This window comes from Cupriavidus oxalaticus (assembly GCF_004768545.1).
GTDB lineage: Bacteria > Pseudomonadota > Gammaproteobacteria > Burkholderiales > Burkholderiaceae > Cupriavidus > Cupriavidus oxalaticus_A.
In genome coordinates, this window is sequence record NZ_CP038634.1 from 412,451 (window position 1) to 428,708 (window position 16,258).

The 16,258-nt window shown below is 69.2% G+C and carries 17 protein-coding genes; 10 read left to right on the top strand and 7 right to left on the bottom strand.

Annotated features, from left to right (window positions below; genetic code table 11):
• The first annotated feature begins 135 nt into the window (after positions 1-135).
• The 4 genes from E0W60_RS01825 (at position 136) to E0W60_RS01840 (ending at position 4,709) form a co-directional block, all read left to right on the top strand.
• Positions 136-1,095 carry an MBL fold metallo-hydrolase gene (locus E0W60_RS01825; RefSeq protein WP_135702831.1) on the top strand — a complete coding sequence of 320 codons (960 nt, stop codon included), beginning with the start codon at positions 136-138 and terminating at the stop codon, positions 1,093-1,095.
• Between the two features lie 63 nt (positions 1,096-1,158).
• Positions 1,159-2,874: an FAD-dependent oxidoreductase gene (locus E0W60_RS01830; protein WP_135702832.1), complete on the top strand. Its 1,716-nt coding sequence runs from the start codon at positions 1,159-1,161 to the stop codon at positions 2,872-2,874.
• Between the two features lie 36 nt (positions 2,875-2,910).
• Positions 2,911-3,141 carry a DUF2783 domain-containing protein gene (locus E0W60_RS01835; RefSeq protein ID WP_133094516.1) on the top strand — a complete coding sequence of 77 codons (231 nt, stop codon included), beginning with the start codon at positions 2,911-2,913 and terminating at the stop codon, positions 3,139-3,141.
• Positions 3,142-3,314: 173 nt separating this feature from the next.
• Positions 3,315-4,709 (top strand): MFS transporter, encoded by a 1,395-nt coding sequence (locus E0W60_RS01840; RefSeq protein ID WP_135702833.1) that lies wholly within the window; start codon positions 3,315-3,317, stop codon positions 4,707-4,709.
• 66 nt (positions 4,710-4,775) lie between these two features.
• On the opposite strand, the gene E0W60_RS01845 is transcribed toward E0W60_RS01840, so the two are convergent.
• A complete protein-coding gene (locus E0W60_RS01845) occupies positions 4,776-5,084 on the bottom strand; it encodes a hypothetical protein (protein WP_133094514.1) in 309 nt (102 codons plus the stop codon).
• Positions 5,085-5,302: 218 nt separating this feature from the next.
• On the opposite strand from E0W60_RS01845, the gene E0W60_RS01850 reads away from it, so the two are divergent.
• Together E0W60_RS01850 and E0W60_RS01855 are read left to right on the top strand one after the other, a co-directional pair.
• A complete protein-coding gene (locus tag E0W60_RS01850; protein ID WP_133094513.1) occupies positions 5,303-5,524 on the top strand; it encodes a DUF2188 domain-containing protein in 222 nt (73 codons plus the stop codon).
• A 53-nt stretch (positions 5,525-5,577) separates the two neighbouring features.
• A complete protein-coding gene (locus E0W60_RS01855; RefSeq protein ID WP_135702834.1) occupies positions 5,578-6,945 on the top strand; it encodes an erythromycin esterase family protein in 1,368 nt (455 codons plus the stop codon).
• 37 nt (positions 6,946-6,982) lie between these two features.
• Here the strand turns inward: E0W60_RS01855 and E0W60_RS01860 are convergent, their stop codons facing one another.
• From E0W60_RS01860 to E0W60_RS01870, 3 genes are read right to left on the bottom strand one after another with little or no spacing between them, the layout of a single operon-like run.
• Positions 6,983-7,261 (bottom strand): BON domain-containing protein, encoded by a 279-nt coding sequence (locus E0W60_RS01860; RefSeq protein WP_135702835.1) that lies wholly within the window; start codon positions 7,259-7,261, stop codon positions 6,983-6,985.
• 16 nt (positions 7,262-7,277) lie between these two features.
• Positions 7,278-7,841, bottom strand: a complete 564-nt coding sequence (locus E0W60_RS01865; protein ID WP_135702836.1) for a BON domain-containing protein — start codon at positions 7,839-7,841, stop codon at positions 7,278-7,280.
• 38 nt (positions 7,842-7,879) lie between these two features.
• Complete coding sequence (locus E0W60_RS01870; RefSeq protein ID WP_135702837.1) at positions 7,880-9,022, bottom strand: flavodoxin family protein; 1,143 nt, start codon at positions 9,020-9,022, stop codon at positions 7,880-7,882.
• A 260-nt stretch (positions 9,023-9,282) separates the two neighbouring features.
• On the opposite strand from E0W60_RS01870, the gene E0W60_RS01875 reads away from it, so the two are divergent.
• The 3 genes from E0W60_RS01875 to E0W60_RS01885 are packed head-to-tail and all read left to right on the top strand — an operon-like array spanning position 9,283 to position 10,897.
• Complete coding sequence (locus E0W60_RS01875) at positions 9,283-9,891, top strand: DUF421 domain-containing protein (RefSeq protein WP_135702838.1); 609 nt, start codon at positions 9,283-9,285, stop codon at positions 9,889-9,891.
• The gene (locus E0W60_RS01880; RefSeq protein ID WP_133094507.1) at positions 9,888-10,508 is read left to right on the top strand and encodes a CinA family protein; all 621 of its coding nucleotides are present in this window, start codon (positions 9,888-9,890) and stop codon (positions 10,506-10,508) included. The genes E0W60_RS01875 and E0W60_RS01880 overlap by 4 nt, the downstream gene beginning before the upstream one ends.
• Positions 10,509-10,555: 47 nt before the next feature.
• Positions 10,556-10,897 carry a hypothetical protein gene (locus E0W60_RS01885; RefSeq protein ID WP_133094506.1) on the top strand — a complete coding sequence of 114 codons (342 nt, stop codon included), beginning with the start codon at positions 10,556-10,558 and terminating at the stop codon, positions 10,895-10,897.
• A 90-nt stretch (positions 10,898-10,987) separates the two neighbouring features.
• Here the strand turns inward: E0W60_RS01885 and E0W60_RS01890 are convergent, their stop codons facing one another.
• The 3 genes from E0W60_RS01890 to E0W60_RS01900 are packed head-to-tail and all read right to left on the bottom strand — an operon-like array spanning position 10,988 to position 12,527.
• Positions 10,988-11,617, bottom strand: coding sequence for a diguanylate cyclase (locus E0W60_RS01890; protein WP_135702839.1), 630 nt, complete (start codon positions 11,615-11,617; stop codon positions 10,988-10,990).
• Between the two features lie 52 nt (positions 11,618-11,669).
• On the bottom strand, positions 11,670-12,107 hold the full coding sequence (locus E0W60_RS01895) for a PA2169 family four-helix-bundle protein (RefSeq protein WP_133094504.1): 438 nt from the start codon (positions 12,105-12,107) through the stop codon (positions 11,670-11,672).
• A gap of 36 nt (positions 12,108-12,143) precedes the next feature.
• Positions 12,144-12,527 (bottom strand): hypothetical protein, encoded by a 384-nt coding sequence (locus tag E0W60_RS01900; protein ID WP_133094503.1) that lies wholly within the window; start codon positions 12,525-12,527, stop codon positions 12,144-12,146.
• A gap of 314 nt (positions 12,528-12,841) precedes the next feature.
• Here E0W60_RS01900 and E0W60_RS01905 point away from each other — a divergent pair, with 314 nt between their 5' ends.
• On the top strand, positions 12,842-16,258 hold the full coding sequence (locus E0W60_RS01905) for an alpha-1,4-glucan--maltose-1-phosphate maltosyltransferase (RefSeq protein ID WP_135702840.1): 3,417 nt from the start codon (positions 12,842-12,844) through the stop codon (positions 16,256-16,258).

The following is a 16,258-nucleotide window of genomic DNA, read 5'->3' on the forward strand; positions in this document are numbered from 1 at the left end:
GAAACACGCCGGCACCGCCGCGTGGAAGACCCATAGAAACGGGGGCGAGACAGCCCGTGCCGCCAGCCCCGAACTGCGGTACACCCGCCGCGCGCACGTGCCGTCTTGCCTCCCCCACACACAAAGGAAGACGCCATGTCCAAGGCATTCGCATCCCAGGCCGACCTCGAAGCCAAGCAAGTCACCTTCACCCAGCTGTCCGAGAACGCCTGGGCCTACACCGCCGAGGGCGACCCCAATTCCGGCGTCGTGATCGGCGACGACGGCGTTCTGATCGTCGATACCACCGCCACGCCGGCGATGGCGCAGGACCTGATCGCGCGCATCCGCACCATTACCGACAAGCCCATCAAGTACGTAGTGCTGTCGCACTACCACGCGGTGCGCGTGCTGGGCGCATCTGCCTACTTCGCCGAAGGCGCGCAGCAGGTCATCGCCAGCCGCGGCACCTGGGAAATGATCGTCGAGCGCGGCGAGGCGGACATGAGGTCCGAGATCGAGCGCTTCCCGCGCCTGTTTGCCGGCGTCGAGACCGTGCCCGGCCTGACCTGGCCGACGCTGGTGTTCGAGAAGGAAATCACGCTGTTCCTCGGCAAGCTGGAAGTGCGCATCGCCCACCTGGGCTCGGGCCACACCAAGGGCGACACCGTGGTCTGGCTGCCGCAGCAGAAGGTGCTGTTCTCCGGCGACCTGGTCGAGTACGACGCCGCCTGCTATTGCGGCGACGCCCAGCTCGAAGAATGGCCCGCCACGCTCGACGCGCTGCAGGCGCTCAACCCCGAGAAGCTGGTTCCCGGCCGCGGCCCCGCGCTGACCACGCCGGAAGAGGTCAGGAAGGGCCTCGCCTACACCAAGGACTTCGTCACCACGCTGTTCCAGTCGGGCAAGGAAGCGGTGGCCGAGAAGCTCGACCTGAAGGCCGCGATGGCGCATACGCGCCAGGCCATGGACCCGAAGTTCGGCCATGTCTTCATCTACGAACACTGCCTGCCATTCGACGTCTCGCGCGCCTATGACGAGGCCAGCGGCATCCGCCACCCGCGCATCTGGACCGCGCAGCGCGACAAGGAAATGTGGGCCGCGCTGCAGGACTGAGCGGCCGAAGACCCATAACAAGTCGGGCAACGAAGCAACACAGAGTTGGATGGAGAGACAGGCATGAGCAGCATCGACTACCAGCGGTTGTCATTTGAGTACCAACCCTGCGCGGAACAGCGTGCCGGGCAGGCGGATGGCCCGGTCCATCCTGTCGTGGTGGTGGGTGCCGGTCCGATCGGGCTGGCCACCGCCATCGACCTGGCCCAGCGCGGCGTGCGCGTGGTGCTGGTCGACGACGACTGCACGCTGTCCACCGGTTCGCGCGCCATCTGCTTCGCCAAGCGCACGCTGGACATCTTCGACCGGCTGGGCTGCGGCGAGCGCATGGTGGACAAGGGCGTGAGCTGGAACGTTGGCAAGGTATTCCTGCGCGACCAGCAGGTCTACAGCTTCGACCTGCTGCCGGAAAGCGGGCATCGCCGCCCGGCCTTTATCAACCTGCAGCAGTACTACGTCGAAGGCTTCCTGCTGGAGCGCGCGCAGGCGCTGCCCAATATCGAGATCCGCTGGCACAACAAGGTGGTCGGGCTGGAGCAGCGCGCGGATGGCGCCGTGCTGACCGTCGAGACGCCTGAAGGCAGCTACCCGCTGGCCGCGCGCTACGTGGTGGCGGCCGACGGTTCGCGCAGCCCGATGCGCAAGCTGCTCGGGCTGGACAGCAAGGGCCGCACCTTCCGCGACCGCTTCCTGATCGCCGACGTGAAGATGGAAGCCGACTTCCCCAGCGAGCGCTGGTTCTGGTTCGACCCGCCCTTCCACCCCAACCAGTCGGTGCTGCTGCACCGCCAGCCGGACAATGTCTGGCGCATCGACTTCCAGCTCGGCTGGGACGCCGACCCGGTGCTGGAGAAATCGCCCGAGCGCGTGATCCCGCGCGTGCAGGCACTGCTCGGCAAGGACGTCAAGTTCGAGCTGGAATGGGTCAGCGTGTACACCTTCTCGTGCCTGCGCATGGACAGCTTCCGCCACGGCAATATCCTGTTTGCCGGCGACTCGGCGCACGGCGTTTCGCCGTTCGGGGCGCGCGGTGCCAACAGCGGTGTGCAGGACGCCGAGAACCTGGCGTGGAAGCTGGCCTACGTGCTGCAGGGCCACGCTGCCGACAGCCTGCTCGATACCTACGCCAGCGAGCGCGAATACGCCGCCGACGAGAACCTCCTGAACTCGACCCGCGCCACCGACTTCATCACGCCCAAGAGCCCCGTCAGCCGCGTCTTCCGCGATGCGGTGCTGACGCTGTCGAAGCGGCACGCCTTTGCCCGCGGCCTGGTCAACAGCGGCCGCCTGTCGGTGCCGGCGGTGCTGCACGGCTCGCCGCTGAACACCGGCGATGCCGATGAGGGGTATGCCGGCGGCATGGTGCCCGGCGCGGTCTGCGCCGACGCGCCGGTATCCGGGCCGCAGGGTGCCGGCTGGCTGCTGTCGCACCTGGGACAGGACTTCACCGTGCTGCTGTTCGGCAATCCCGATGCCATCGACGCCGCCACGCTGGCCGACCTGTCCGCGCTCAGCCAGGGCAACGTGCCGCTGCGGCTGGTCTACGTCACGGACGCGGCGCAGCCGGCGATGACCTGTTCCAACGCCACCGTGCTGCGCGACGACCAGGGCCTCGCCGCGGCCCGCTACGGCGCCGCGCCCGGCACCTGCTACCTGGTGCGGCCCGACCAGCATGTGTGCGCGCGCTGGCGGCGCGCCGACCCCGCCGCGATCCGCGCCGCGCTGGCGCGTGCCACCGGTGCCGGCCTGGCCGCGGCCCCTGGCCGGATCGCCGCCTGAGGCACGCCGGACCGCTCGAGAACAGGAGACCACAACATGCCCGCCACCCTCAATACGCAACCCAACCTTGCCCGGCCCGACGATTTCTACGAAGCGCTGATCGAGATGCACCGCGATCTCGACGACGCCCAGAGCCAGGCCGCCAACGCGCAGCTGATCCTGCTGCTGGCCAACCATATCGGCGACCACGACGTGCTGCTGGCCGCGCTGCAGGCCGCGCGCGAAGGCGTGGCCGACATGCCGGGCACTGCGGCGCCGGCCGCCTGACACGCCACGGGCGCGGCCACGCCGCGCCCCGCTCCGCTCTTTCCCCGGCCTGACCCGGGTCCGCCAGCCAGCGCGCAACAGACGCGCCCGGCGGCGCCATTCCCTGGCTGCAACCACCCAGGCGCGACACGCGCAGCCACCACCGCAGCTACCGAAAATACGGAGACAACAGCATGAGCCATCCGGTCTCAGGGGATCTTGCGTCCCTGCATCTGACGCCCGCCAACATCACTGCCCCGCCCACGCTGGCGGCGCGCGAGGAAGACGCGCTCTACCGCAAGGTGTGGCTGCGCATCATCCCGTTCCTGTTCGTCTGTTACGTGGTCTCGTTCCTGGACCGCATCAACATCGGCTTCGCCCAGCTGCAGATGAAGCATGACCTGGGCTTCAGCGACGCCATGTACGGGCTGGGCGCCGCGATCTTCTACGTTGGCTACGTGCTGTGCGAGGTGCCGAGCAATATGCTGCTGGCGCGCTTCGGCGCGCGCCGCACCTTCACGCGCATCATGGTGCTGTGGGGCCTGGCCTCGGTGGGCATGATGGCCGTGTCGACGCCGGCGCAGTTCTACACGCTGCGCTTCCTGCTGGGCGTGTTCGAGGCGGGCTTCTTCCCCGGCATCGTGCTCTACCTGACCTACTGGTTCCCGGCACGGCGCCGCGCCGCGGTGATGGCGATCTTCTTTGCCGGCGTGGCGGTGGCGGGCGTGCTCGGCGGCCTGGTCTCGGGCTGGATCATGCGCGACATGGCCGGCGTGCTCGGCCTGCAAGGCTGGAAGTGGATGTTCGCGATCGAAGGTGCGCCCGCGGTTTTCCTGGGGCTGATTGCCGCGCGCTGCCTGGTGGATGGTCCGGAACAGGCCCGCTGGCTCAGCCCCGATGAGCGCGCATACCTGACGCGCGCCGCGGCGGGCGGGTCGGCCAGCGCGGCCGACGCGGGGAAAGGCGGCCATTCGCTGCAGGCGCTGCGCCAGGTGCTGCGCAACCCGCGCGTGTACCTGTTCGCCCTTATCTATTTTTCGCTGACGTGCGGATCGCTTGCGCTGAGCTTCTGGATGCCGCTGATCATCCGCGACTTCGGCATCACCGATGTGATGTCGGTCAGCCTGTATTCGGTGGTGCCCAATGCCGTCGGTGCGGTCGGGCTGATCCTGATCGCGCGCCATTCCGACCGCACCGGCGAGCGCCACCGCCATTTCCTGCTGTGCACCGCCGGCGGCGCGCTGGCGCTGGCCGCGCTCACGCTGCACCCCTCCAGCCTGGCCATGATGCTGGCGATCCTGTCGGTTGCCGCCGTGCTGATCTTTGCCGCTCTGCCGGTGTTCTGGTCGCTGCCGCCCAGCTACCTGCCGGGCGCGGGGGCCGCGGCCGGCATCGCCGTGATCAGCAGCGTCGGCATCACCAGCGGCATCGTCAGCCCGTGGGTGATCGGGCAAATCAAGACCCGCACCGGCAGCCTCGACCATGCGCTGTTGCTGCTGGCGGCACTGCTGCTCGCCAGCGGGCTCGCGATGTGGCTGGGCGTGCCGCGCCAGCCCGCGCAAGGATCCCGCCAGGCCCGGCAGGATTAACCTGCAGCAAGGGCCTGCAACGGGTTTCGTCAAACCGGAATGTCCGCACCCGCGCGGGTGCGGCGTTCAGTGGGACCGGCCGCAGGGAATGACCTGCGCGATCTCCTCGCGCATCACCTCGACCACATCATCGATCTCCAGCCCTTCGGCCGTCACCAGCACGTCCTGTCCGCGGCCGATCGCGTAGACCACGCCGCGCCAGCGGCCGGGCTCGACGGCCTCGCACAGGCGGATATTGAATTCGGTGTCCTGGTCCTGGCTGTACACGGTCACCAGGTCGCCAATCTGGGGGGCCTGCACCGCTTCTCCGTCGAACGCCCGGGCCACCACGGTCACCGGCGACTGCGTCAGTCCCCTGGCAAATCTTGCACGCATGGTCCGCTCCTCTAATGCGATCCAAGTCCAGCTTACAAGAGGGGCGCCAAATAACCAGAAATTTCCATGAAAAAGTCGGGCTTGCTGCCCTCCACCCAGCGTCCGGGTTGCGTCCGGGTGTGCGGCCGGGTTGCGGCCGGCCTGTCAGACGCCGCCGGATAGACAGCCGCCGTACATCGCCCACAATGAAAGCATAGACAGCCGTAGGAGACAGCAAAATGGGCACCAGCATACACGTCGTGCCGCATCGGGATGGCTGGGATGTCATCCATGAAGGGGCCCGCTACGCAGAATCCCACCACGACACGCAGGAAGAAGCCATCGCCGCCGCGACTGCGCAGGCGCAGCGCGAGCATGTTGAACTGCTGGTCCATGGCCGCGATGGCCAGATCCGCTCGCGCAACAGCTTCGGCCACGATCCGCGCACCATACCGGGCTAATTCCGGCCTAGCCGGATAGCGTTTCCGGCGCGCGATCCTGCGCAGGCGCATCCATGCCACCGCACTGGGACGAAATGCACGCGGCTGCCGCGATCGCAGCCGCGGCGGTGCCGCTGCCGCAAGTCGACGACCCCGCGCAGAACCCCTTCTCCGGACCCTTTTCCAATGCACTCGCGGTGCAGGCCGAAGCGCTGGCCGCGCACCGGGTGGTGCTGCTTGGCGAAAGCACGCACGGTACCGCGGAGTTTTACCACGCGCGCGCCGCGCTGACGGCGCAGCTGGTGGCGCGCCACGGTTTCCGCATCGTCGCGGTGGAAGCGGACTGGCCCGACGCCGCGGCGGTCGACCGCCATGTCCGCGGCCGGCCCGCGCAGCCGGCGCAAGCGCCGGCCGAAGCGTTCACGCGTTTCCCGGTGTGGATGTGGCGCAATCTCGAAGTCGCGCGCTTTATCCGCTGGCTGCACGCGCACAACGCGCCCCTGCCCCCGGTGCAGCGCGCCGGCTTCTTCGGGCTGGACATCTACAGCCTGCGTGCCTCCATCGCGGCGGTGCTGGCCTACCTGGACAGCGTCGATCCTGAGGCCGCGCGCGCCGCACGCGAGCGCTACGCCTGCCTGGAACCCTGGGGCCGGGACCCGGCGCGCTATGGCCGCGCCGTGCTGCACGGCACCCATGAAGACTGCGAGGAAGCCGTCATCGGGCAATTGCAGGAGCTGCTCGACAAGCGCCTGGCCTATGCCCGTGCCGGCCATGAAGACTACCTGGATGCCGCACAGAATGCGCGGCTGGTTGCATCGGCAGAGCGCTACTACCGCGTGATGTACCACGGCAGCGACGACAGCTGGAACCTGCGCGACACGCACATGTTCGAGACGCTCATGCAACTGCTGCATGCGCACGGACCCGATTCGCGCGCCGTGGTATGGGCGCACAACTCACACATCGGCGATGCCTCGCACACCGAAATGGGAACCCTGCACGGCCAGCTCAATATCGGCCAGCTGTGCCGGGAAACCTTCGGCGATGATGCGGCGCTGGTTGCCTTGAGCACCTATGCCGGCACGGTAGCCGCCGCGACGTGGTGGGATGGCCAGATGGAAATCAAGACCGTGCGCCCCGGACGGCCCGACAGCTACGAGCACCTGTTCCACCAGGCCGGCCACGCCCAATGCTGGCTCGACCTGCGCGGCGCGCGCAGCGGGCCGCTCGAAGACGCCCGCACCGCGTTGCTGCCGCCGCGGCAGGAGCGCTTCATCGGGGTCATCTACCGGCCCGAAACCGAATTGCAGAGCCACTATGCGCGCGCGGCACTGCCGCGGCAGTTCGATGCGCTGCTGTGGTTCGACCACACGCGTGCGGTCCCGGCCTTGCCGGCCAGTCCGGCGCCTGGCGCACCGGAGACGTGGCCGTCCGGACTATAGCGGCTGGCGGGCGCGGCCGGTGTCACGCGACCGCCGCTCACCCGCCGGTGCGGTCCGGCGCCACGCTGACATGATTCACGACCTCGCGCACGCCGCCGGACTCGCGGATGCTCGCCTCGATCGCCGCGCGATCCGCCTGCGTGCCGACCGCGCCTTCGATGGTGACGCGACCTTCCGCGACGTTCAGCGCGATCTCGCTGACATCGAGGCCGCTGTCCCACAGGCGCGCGCACAGCGCTGCCTGCAGTTCGACGTCAGCGGCGGTGACAGCGGTGCCGCGCGGATTGGCTGGCGGCGTATTGGAAGGATCCTGCATGCGTGAGCCTCCGGCGTCAGTACATGCGCATGCCATGCCCCGGATGCGCGGCCGTAGCCTCGCCCCGCGCCACGCGCAGGTGGTTCACCACGTCGGTGACGCCGTAGATCTCGTCCGCGATGTCCTCGATCCGGTACTTCTGCTGGCGATGCGGCACGCTGCCCTCCAGCGTGACCACGCCCTGCTCCACCCGCACCTCGACGTCTTCCACCTCCAGCCGGGCGCTGCGCGCGAGCTGCTCGCACAGGTCCTCGAGGATGCGCGCATCGCTGCGCCGGTAGTTGCGCGGACCTACTGGGCGCACAGGGCGCGCCTGGCGCGTTCCGCCGCGATACAGGTCCATGCGCTCGTTGTAGCCGGTGAACTGGCGGTAGGGATCGCGCCCGCGCGGCGCTTGCCGGGCGCGTGCATCTGGCGCGCCGCCGCGCTGCCAGTGTTGCGTGCCGCCGAACTCGCCGGGGTCCACCGGCTCGTCATAGTCGTAGACGCCATAGGCGCCCACGTAGTGGCTGCGCATGTCGGTGTCCGGCACGGGGCTTTCGTGCCAGGGTGGTCCGCGCCGGTTGTCTCTACGGTCCATTGTCGTCTCCGCTTGCCGTGCCGGGATTTGTAGCGCCGCTATTTCTGCCGCGGCGGCACCAGGCCGCGGTCGGGCTCGCTGAGCTTGCCGGCGCGCAACTGCTGCACCGCGCACGCCAGCGCACGCGCCACGTTGTCCACCTCGCCGAGCACGCCGTCATCCTCGTCGAGTTCCACATGGCTGGTGGCATATGGCTTGTAGTAGCCGATAAACCGGTCCAGCCGCGCCTGCGGACCGGCGTCGATCAGGCCCATCCAGTCGAGCCAGTCGGACAGCGCGCGGCGCACGCCTTCGATGCCGGCCACGTCGCCGTGGACCACCAGCCCGTAGGTACGGCCGGCCAGGTGCTTGGGATAATCCCACCCCGCCAGTTCGATCGACTTGGCGCGCACCACGTCCTTGCCCTGCGTGCTGGTCGGATCCGGATTGCCGCCATCGGCGCAGACCAGCCGGTCCATCATCAGCTTCAGCGGGCTGCTGGCCTGGTACCAGTAGACCGGGGTGACGATCAGCACGCCATGGCAGCCTGCCCAGCGCGGATAGATGTCGTTCATCCAGTCGTTGACCTGGCCGAGCGCGTGGTTGGGGTAGCAGCTGCAGGGCCAGTGGCACAGCGGCATCGACGTCGAGACGCAGCCCTTGCACGGATGGATGCGCAAGTCGGCATCGGAAGCGAGCAGGCTCAGGTCGAGCACATCGACCTCGATGCCCTGCGCTTCCAGCGTTGCCCGCGCGCGCTGCGCCAGCCGCCAGGACTTGGACATCTCGCCGGGGCAGGTGTAGTCGTTGCGCGCGGCGGCACAGACCAGCAGCACGCGCGAGGGCGTGGCAGGGTCGGCCTGCAGCTGCTGCGCCACGCGGACCGCCTCGCTGGCCGCGCGCCATTCGTCCGACAGCTCATACTCCGGATCGGCATAGCCCGGTCCGGCCTTGTGCTTCAGCGGCGCCTTGCGACCCTCGCGGTAAGCCTCCCAGGCAATGCGCTCGAGCCGCGCCAGGGCTTCATCCTCGTCACGGTAGGCGGGGTCGGTAAAGCGCGCCATGAAGCGCTGCCGGAAAGTTTCGCGCGGCAGCGGCTCGCTCACCTGGCCCTTGCGGACATCGGCGGGATCGCCGGGATAGCGCTGCTTGCGCGGTGCATCCGGCGCCGGCTGGTTCGGCTTGTGCGTCGGGTCTGGCATAGGTGTCTCCGTGCGCCTCTGCAATGTGTGCTGGTGCAGGACATGCAAGATAGACGCCACCATCCGCCACCATCCGCGGCCATGTGCAGCGCGCGCGGCCACGCAGCTTTTACAGGCGGCTGCTGGCGCTGCATGTACTTTTTTCCTCGCTTGCGGCACCGGCGCGGCATTGCGACGACCGCTGGGCGGCGCTTCGCCGGTGCCGCGGCGCTGGCACGGAAAGTGCCGCCGCTGCCATCAATTCCATTCCGGATGCCGTCATGGACGTCATGGAAATCGTGCTCGATATGGTGCGCCGCGCCGTGGGCGAAGGCGACGAGCTGCAGTGGTGGCAAGGCGCGGTGCGCGCCGCGGTGATCTTCATCGCCACGTGGGCCATGCTTCGGCTGGCGGGCCGCCGCGCCTTCGCGCAGAAGAGTTCGTTCGACCTGTGCATCGTGCTGCTGCTGGGCGCCGTGCTGTCACGCGCGGTGGTGGGCGCAACCTCGCTCACGGTGGCATTCGCGGCCGCACTCGTGCTGGTGCTGCTGCACCGGGCAGTGGGCTGGCTCTCGGGCCGCTATCCCGCGTTCGACCGCGCCACAGGCGGGTATGCGCTGGACCTGCTGCACCAGGGCCAGCTGGATCGCAAGCGGATCGGCCGTGCCATGCTTACCGAGGAAGACCTGAAGGCCAACCTGCGCGCTACGCTGCAGACCGACAGCTTTGCCGACCTGACGCGCGTCGTGCTGGAGCGCGACGGCAAGGTAACGTTCGTGCGCCGGTCCAAGGAGGATGAGCCGGCGAAGAACCATCCTGCCGCACCGGCAGCGCCGGCCGTCTCGCGCGGCAATGGCGTGCCGGTCCGGTCGCGGAGTCGGCGTCAATGACCCGACGCAACGCAGGCGCAGGCTCGGGCGATAACCGCGGCATCGCCCGTTACCTCAGGCGCCACGGCATCCACGTAGTGACCGCGGAATCCTGTACCGCGGGCCTGATTGCATCGCGCATCGCAGAAGTGCCTGGCTGCGGCGATGTCCTGTATTGCGCCATCGTCGCGTATTCGCCATCGGCGAAGGAGCAGTTGCTGCGCGTGCCGTCGGGAACCATCCGCCGGTACGGACTGACAAGCGAAGAAGTATCGCTCGCGATGGCGCTGGGCGCGATGCAGCTCACCGGCGTCGACCTGGCGCTGGCGAACACCGGCGTGGCCGACGACGGCGGCGACGGTGACACCCCGGCCGGCACGCAATGCTTTGCATGGGTCTTCCGCAGGCCTGGTCACGCCGGCCGTGCCGGCCGCGCCCTTGAGGACGCGCCCGCGGGCGTGGCGGTGTTCACGGAAACCCGCCGCTTTCCCGGCGAACGCAATGCCGTGCGGGAAGCCGCGGCGGATTGGGCGCTGGCCCGGATCTGCCATTACCACGAACTGGCGCGCCGCGGTGAAGGCAACCGCGCCGCGGCGCCCGATGAATTGCCGGACACGCCTGCGGGCGCAACGGCATAACCCAGGGCCCTGGGCCCGACCGACGTAGTCTTGCAATGGAGACCATCATGAAACGCACCCTCGCTACCACGGCACTGGTCGTCGGCACTGCGCTCTGCCTGCCGGCCTTCGCCCAACAGGCTCCGGCCTCGCCTACCGCGCCGAACCCGAGTGCGCCACCGATCGAAGGCGCCGGCGCCTCGCGTAACCAGCCGGCCGCCACCGACATGACCACGGCGCCGACCGACACCACCAAGGACACCGCCAAGAAGTCCAAGTCCAAATCCGGCAAGCAGGCCAACACCGCCCGCAGCAAGAAGCCACGCGAACAGGGCGCGCCGCCGGCACCGACCGCCGATGCGCCGAGCGGCCCGAAGGGCGATTCGCCGGACCCGGCGACCAAGCAGTAAGCGCATGCCGTTGCGCATGCATCGAGCGCATGCATTGGGCGCAATCGTGGCGGGGCTTCAGCGGACAGGCCCTCGCGCGACGGGCGCTGCTCAGCTATCCCCGCGCAGCGCCCGGGTCGCCTGCGCCAGCGCGGCGTCACGCTCGCGCTTGCGCCAGCGGTGGCAGCGCCACAGTTCTTCCAGGTAGGGCAGGCCGGCGAGCAAGACGACCGCGATGAACAGTCCGCCCAGATAGCCCGGCGGCAGCGCTACGGGCTTCCACGCCAGCGCCAGGCGCGCCGGTTCGCTGCCGGCGCCGAACAGCGCCAGGAATTGGCCCCAGTACATCACCACCACGTATGAGGCGGCAGCCATCGGCAGGACTTCGAGCAGGCTGTGCATATGCTGCTCGACTGGCGCGATATGGCGGCGCTTGCTGGCGTACTGCACGTCCCACCACGCCGTGGCTTCGTGGATCACGAGCGCCGCCAGGACGACGGCGATCACCAGCGCATTGACCTCCAGGAACAGCACCATCAGCAGCGGCAGGCCGACCTCGGCCAGCATCAGCATGTGCAGCAAGGACTCGCGCACGCCCGCGTTGCGCTCGATGTGCGTGAGGCGATGGCACAGCCAGTCGCCTGCGCCGGCCAGCAGCCACAGCGGCACCAGGCCGTACATCAGCACCAGGCGCACGGCATGCTCGAAAGCTTGCAGGTCGGCAGAGGCGGCAGTGGGCATGGTGGGAGGAGTGTCCCGACGATGTTCCGATGGTGACCGGTCAGGTGACCGGTTACGCGCGCACCGGCTGCGCCCGGTATTGCTCGCGCAGCACGCGGAACAGCTCGTGGTTGACCTGCACGCCGCGATACTGGCGCCGCACTACCGCCCGCAGGCGCGAGCCCAGCACATGTGCACGCAGTGCGCGCGCATAGCGCCGTTGCACCGCCTGCTCGCCCTTGCTGACCGCGAGCAGGATGGCGCGGTCCGAGCGGTGCTTGCCGCTCCCGCCCCGACAGGCTGCCGCCGGCATGGCCTCCGGCACCTGCCCCAGTTCCAGCAGGCACGCCTGCAGTTCCTGCGCAGCCAATGCGAAGGCATTGGCGCGGCTGGTCAGCAGCGACTTGAGATGCGGGTTGGCGGCGGCGTGTGCGGCGCGCCGGCAATCGTGCTCGCCCTCGCGCGAGATCGCGATCAGCGCGTTGAGCACCAGGATCTTTTTCTTTGCCATCGCACACCTGCCTGGTCCGCGGCCGGACCCGTGAAGTCATCGATCGGGGCCGGCGGAGGCCGGCGGTTGCTGGCGGGCGCCCCGGACATGGCGCATGTCGGTGCGGGACAAGGATAGTGGCTCTGCGCCTGCGCTGCCAGTGCTGTCGCGCGGCGCGCCAAAGGCCTGGCGCGAAGACGCTTGCCAGGCCTTGCGTGTTTCGCGCATGCCGCGCAGGTTCATCACGACGAGCGCCAGCTGCAGCACGATCAGCGCATACGCATCACCGTGCCATCCCCACGCGATCCAAAGCACGTTGCTGGCCAGGAACACCCAGAACCCCGCGCGACGCCGTCCAAGGGAGCGCGAACCCACCAGCCAGGTGGCCAGCACCGTCACCACCATCGCCGGCCATTGCGCGGCCTCCAGCCACCAGTCCATGCATGTTTCCCCGGTTGTCCGTCACGACACCGGGCAAGAAGCGTACCGGGCAAAGCGCCTCCGCGCCGCATGGCCGGCGCGGCCACTTTCTTGCCATTGGTCATGACGTACCCGGTACTTTTTACAAGCGGTAGCGTCAGACGCACATGAGCCTTACGCCGGAAAATCTTTGGCGCGGCGGGGCCCCGCCGCATATCTTCTATCGAGCGGGCGTGCTGGCACGCACTTCGCATGGCTTTGCCATCCCGCCGGCTGGCCGTGTGGCGCCGGGCGGGTCATTGTTGCTCCGCCGGAGCTGAAACCGGGAGGATTTTGTGCGGATCTGCCAGATCGACCTGACCGGAACCCCTGATGCCGACGAACGCGCCTTGCAACGCGTGGCCGCGCTGGGCTTCGACCACGTACTGATCGGCGGCTGGCCGCACCTGTCGGGGACTGACACGCTGGCGGCGTGCGCCCGGCATGGGCTCGCGGCGCTGCTCGACATCTCACTGGACCGCTACAGCGCCGATGGGGAAGGCGCTCCCGATCCCGCCTGGATCGATACCGCGGCCCCCGCCTTCGCCCCCCACGAAACCGACAATCATCTTCCCGGCGCACGCCTGCGCTGGCATGACCCGCAAGTGGCCGATGCCCTGGTGCAATGGTGGGCCGCGCGCCTGCGGCTGGCATGGGCCTCGGGCGCCGCCGGCTTCTGCTGCCGGGCGCCGGCGCGCGTGCCCGGCAGGCATTGGGCAACGCTGGCCGACACCCTGCGCAGCCACGCCGCGCCGCCTGAAGCGCGCGGCACGCCGCTGCTGCTGGCGTGGACGCCCGGCCTGACCCCCGCCCAGCTGGACGACCTCGCCCCCGCCGGCTTCGATGGCGCCTTCTGCTCGCTGCCGTGGTGGGACTTCCGCAGCGCCTGGCTGACCGAGGAAATCGCGCGGCTGCGCCGCTTCGGCCGCGTGCTGGCGGCTCCGGCGCTGACCCCTGCGAGCCAGGATGCGCTCAGCGCACGCCGCGCTCTGTGGACCGCCGCCGCCATCGGCGACGGCATCCTGGTGCCGGCCGGCTTCGAAACCGGCGGAACGCTGGCGCGCGACCCGCTCGCTCCGGATGGCGCCAGCCACGACGGGGCACCCTACGACATCACGCATGAACTGCTCGAAGCGACCACCTGGCTCGCCTCGCGCGACCCCGCGCCGGCGCTGGCGGTGCGGCTGCTGAGCGGCCCGGAAGCACCGCTGACAGTGCTGGCAAGGCTGCCAGCGCCGAACGGCCTGTGCGCGGACCCCGCCACGGGCAATGGCTTCGCCGAGCCGGATGACGCCGCGGCGTTGACGGTGGTCCTCAATCCCGACCCGATGAAGCCCGGCACGCTCGGCGCCGACCGCGTGCTGAGCGCGCTGCCGCATGCCAGCGCCCACCTCGAAGCCACACCGGGCGGACCCGGCGGCACGCTCGATGCCAGCAACCGGCTCGATGCGCTGGGGTCGATCACGCTTGCACCCGCCGACATCCGGTTGTTTGAAGCGCCGCCGGTGCCGCTGACCCGGCCCGGCATGCCGCGCGCCGACGCGCGCGCGCCGCACGGGCACGAGACCCTCACCGCAACCGGGCTGGGCAGCGTGGTCGCCGCCATGGAATCGCCGCGCATCGCCATCGAGCATATCGAACCCGCGTGCGACGACGGCCGCTTCGCCGTGCGGCGCGTGGTGGGCGAGCGCGTGGAAGTCAGCGCCGATATCTGGATGGACGGTCACGACAAGCTCGCCGCCGCGGTACTGTGGCGTGCGCCTGGCGAGACCGACTGGCACGAAGCGCCCATGCGGCATGTGGTCAACGACCGCTGGCAAGGCAGCTTCCCGCTGGTGGCGCTGGGCCGGCATGAGTTCACGGTCGAAGCCTGGCGCGATCCCTATGCCAGCTGGCTCGATGAAATCGGCAAGAAGCGCGCGGCCGGCCTCAACGTCAGCCTGGAGACCGAGGAAGGCGCCCGGCTGATTGCCGACGCGCTGCTGCCGCCTGAAGGCAAGAAGGGCAAGAACGGCAACAAACGAAGCAAAGGCAATGGCCGGAAGAATGGCGAGGCCCCTCCCCCGGACAGCGAACTGTCCGCCATCGTCGACGAACTGACCGCCGCCGCGGGCGATGACGAGCGACGCCTGGAACTCCTTCTGTCCGCACGCACCGCTGCCGCCATGCAGGCCCACATGGCCACGCCGGCAGGCAGGCAGTTCGCCTCGCGCCACCCGGTGGCGCTGCCGGTGGAAGCCGACCGCCTCGCCGCCCGCTACGCCAGCTGGTACGAGCTGTTCCCGCGCTCGCAAAGCAATGATGCGCAGCGCCACGGCACCTTCGACGATGTCATCGCGCGGCTGCCCGCAATCCGCGCGATGGGCTTCGATGTGCTCTACTTCACGCCGATCCACCCCATCGGCCGCACCCACCGCAAGGGCCGCAACAACAGCCTGCGCGCCGAGCCCGGCGAACCGGGCAGCCCCTATGCAATCGGCGGCGAGGAAGGCGGGCATGATGCCTTGCATCCCGAGCTGGGCACGTTCGAAGACTTCCGCCGCCTGTGCAACGCCGCCGCGGCGAACGGCCTGGAGATCGCGCTCGATTTCGCGATCCAGTGCTCGCCCGACCACCCGTGGCTGAAAGACCATCCCGAATGGTTCGCGCACCGCCCCGACGGCTCGCTGCGCTACGCCGAGAACCCGCCCAAGAAGTACGAGGACATCGTCAACGTCGACTTCTACGCCGCGCCGCCCGCCGGCGCCGCGCTGTGGCAGGCGCTGCGCGACGTGGTGATGTTCTGGGCCGACCACGGCGTGCGCATCTTCCGCGTCGACAACCCGCACACCAAGCCGCTGCCATTCTGGGAATGGATGATCGCCGACGTGCGCGCGCACCACCCCGACACCATCTTCCTGGCCGAGGCCTTCACGCGGCCGAAGATGATGGCACGGCTGGCCAAGCTGGGCTTCAGCCAGTCGTACACCTACTTCACCTGGCGCAATACCAAGTGGGAGCTGACCGAGTACCTGACCGAGCTGACGCAGAGCCCGCTGCGCGAATTCTTCCGCCCGCACTTCTTCGTCAATACGCCGGACATCAATCCCTATTTCCTGCACCACGGCGGCCGCCCCGCGTTCCTGATCCGCGCGGCGCTGGCCACGTTGCTGTCGGGGCTATGGGGCATGTACAACGGCTTCGAGCTGTGCGAGAGCGCGCCGTTCGTGCTCGACGGCAAGGTGCGCGAGGAATACCTCGACTCCGAGAAATACCAGCTGCGCGCCCGTGACTGGCACCAGCGCGGCAACATCGTCGCCGAGATCTCGCGCCTGAACGAGATCCGCGCCGGCCATCCCGCGCTGCAAAGCCACCTGGGGCTGCGCTTCTACCATGCCGGCAGCGATGCCGTGCTGTGGTTCGCGCGCTTCGTTCCGGGTACCGAGTACCTGTTCGGCGACGACGTGCTGCTGGCAGCGGTCAACCTGGACCCGCGCAACGCGCACGACACCGATATCGAGCTGCCGCTGTGGGAGTGGGGCCTGCCCGACCATGCGCGCGTGGCCGTGCACGAGCTGATGCGCGGCCAGCGCTTCGAGCTGCAGGGCAAGCACCAGCGCATCCGCCTCGACCCCGCGCAACTGCCGTTCGCGGTATGGCACGTGCGCCCGCTGGACCGGCCGGCGCCGCGCCCCGCCGCCGCGCCGGCATCGCATGATCCGCATGGCGCCTGA

Coding starts and splice junctions, on each gene's coding strand:
- E0W60_RS01825 (WP_135702831.1), top strand. CDS start 136: ATGTCCAAGGCATTCGCATCCCAGGCCGACCTCGAAGCCAAGCAAGTC.
- E0W60_RS01860 (WP_135702835.1), bottom strand. CDS start 7,261: ATGCAGGATCCTTCCAATACGCCGCCAGCCAATCCGCGCGGCACCGCT.
- E0W60_RS01840 (WP_135702833.1), top strand. CDS start 3,315: ATGAGCCATCCGGTCTCAGGGGATCTTGCGTCCCTGCATCTGACGCCC.
- E0W60_RS01870 (WP_135702837.1), bottom strand. CDS start 9,022: ATGCCAGACCCGACGCACAAGCCGAACCAGCCGGCGCCGGATGCACCG.
- E0W60_RS01900 (WP_133094503.1), bottom strand. CDS start 12,527: ATGGACTGGTGGCTGGAGGCCGCGCAATGGCCGGCGATGGTGGTGACG.
- E0W60_RS01850 (WP_133094513.1), top strand. CDS start 5,303: ATGGGCACCAGCATACACGTCGTGCCGCATCGGGATGGCTGGGATGTC.
- E0W60_RS01855 (WP_135702834.1), top strand. CDS start 5,578: ATGCCACCGCACTGGGACGAAATGCACGCGGCTGCCGCGATCGCAGCC.
- E0W60_RS01865 (WP_135702836.1), bottom strand. CDS start 7,841: ATGGACCGTAGAGACAACCGGCGCGGACCACCCTGGCACGAAAGCCCC.
- E0W60_RS01830 (WP_135702832.1), top strand. CDS start 1,159: ATGAGCAGCATCGACTACCAGCGGTTGTCATTTGAGTACCAACCCTGC.
- E0W60_RS01880 (WP_133094507.1), top strand. CDS start 9,888: ATGACCCGACGCAACGCAGGCGCAGGCTCGGGCGATAACCGCGGCATC.
- E0W60_RS01845 (WP_133094514.1), bottom strand. CDS start 5,084: ATGCGTGCAAGATTTGCCAGGGGACTGACGCAGTCGCCGGTGACCGTG.
- E0W60_RS01875 (WP_135702838.1), top strand. CDS start 9,283: ATGGACGTCATGGAAATCGTGCTCGATATGGTGCGCCGCGCCGTGGGC.
- E0W60_RS01885 (WP_133094506.1), top strand. CDS start 10,556: ATGAAACGCACCCTCGCTACCACGGCACTGGTCGTCGGCACTGCGCTC.
- E0W60_RS01895 (WP_133094504.1), bottom strand. CDS start 12,107: ATGGCAAAGAAAAAGATCCTGGTGCTCAACGCGCTGATCGCGATCTCG.
- E0W60_RS01835 (WP_133094516.1), top strand. CDS start 2,911: ATGCCCGCCACCCTCAATACGCAACCCAACCTTGCCCGGCCCGACGAT.
- E0W60_RS01890 (WP_135702839.1), bottom strand. CDS start 11,617: ATGCCCACTGCCGCCTCTGCCGACCTGCAAGCTTTCGAGCATGCCGTG.